Raw genomic sequence first — 854 nt, forward strand, 5'->3', positions numbered from 1 at the left:
CTGACCTTGACGGCCACCGTGACCGACACCAGTGGCAACAGCGCCACCGGCAGTGACTCGGCCACCCTGGATCACGGCAGCAGTGCGCCTACCGCACCGACTGTGGTCATTACCGAAGATGCCAACGGTGATGGTTACATCAACGATGGCGAGCTCAGCGGTGAAGTGGATATCACCATCACCCTGGGCACCGGCACCGCCGTGGGTGACACCATTGTGGTCACCGATAACGCGGGCAACACCCTGTACGAAGGCCCGGTCACCCAGGACATGCTGGACAATGGCCTTGACCTGTCTGTGGCTGCGCCAGCGACCGGCACCACCCTGGAGATTACCGCCACCATTACCGACCCTGCGGGTAACACCGCTGAGGGCTCTGACTCGGCTACCCTGGATTACGGCACAGGCACCGGCGCACCGGCGTCGCCAACGGTGGTGATTGATGAGGATGCCAACAACGACGGCTACATCAATAGCGCTGAGCTCGATGGTGACATCAACATCACCGTCACCCTGGGTGCAGGCACCGCGGTGGGCGATACCCTGATTGTGACCGACCAGGATGGCAATGAGCTGTTTAACGGCACCGTGACTCAGGACATGCTGGACAACGGCGTGCCGGTCACCATGACCGCGCCAGCCACCGGCACCACCATTACCGTGACGGCCACCGTCACTGACCCGGCGGGCAACACCGCCAACGGCAGTGATGCGGCCACCCTGGATCACGGCACCGGCACCGGCGCCCCGGCGGCGCCGACGGTCGAGATTACCGAAGATGCCAACGATGATGGTTACATCAACGATGACGAGCTGGACGGTCAGGTGGACATCACCATCACCCTGGGCGCGGG

General features: G+C 63.2%; 1 pseudogene. It reads left to right on the top strand.

Annotated elements, in window-relative coordinates:
- Positions 1-854, top strand: a pseudogene (locus GMA8713_RS27870) (hypothetical protein); the annotation flags it as partial.

The organism is Grimontia marina, assembly GCF_900060185.1.
Taxonomy (GTDB): Bacteria; Pseudomonadota; Gammaproteobacteria; order Enterobacterales; family Vibrionaceae; genus Enterovibrio; species Enterovibrio marinus.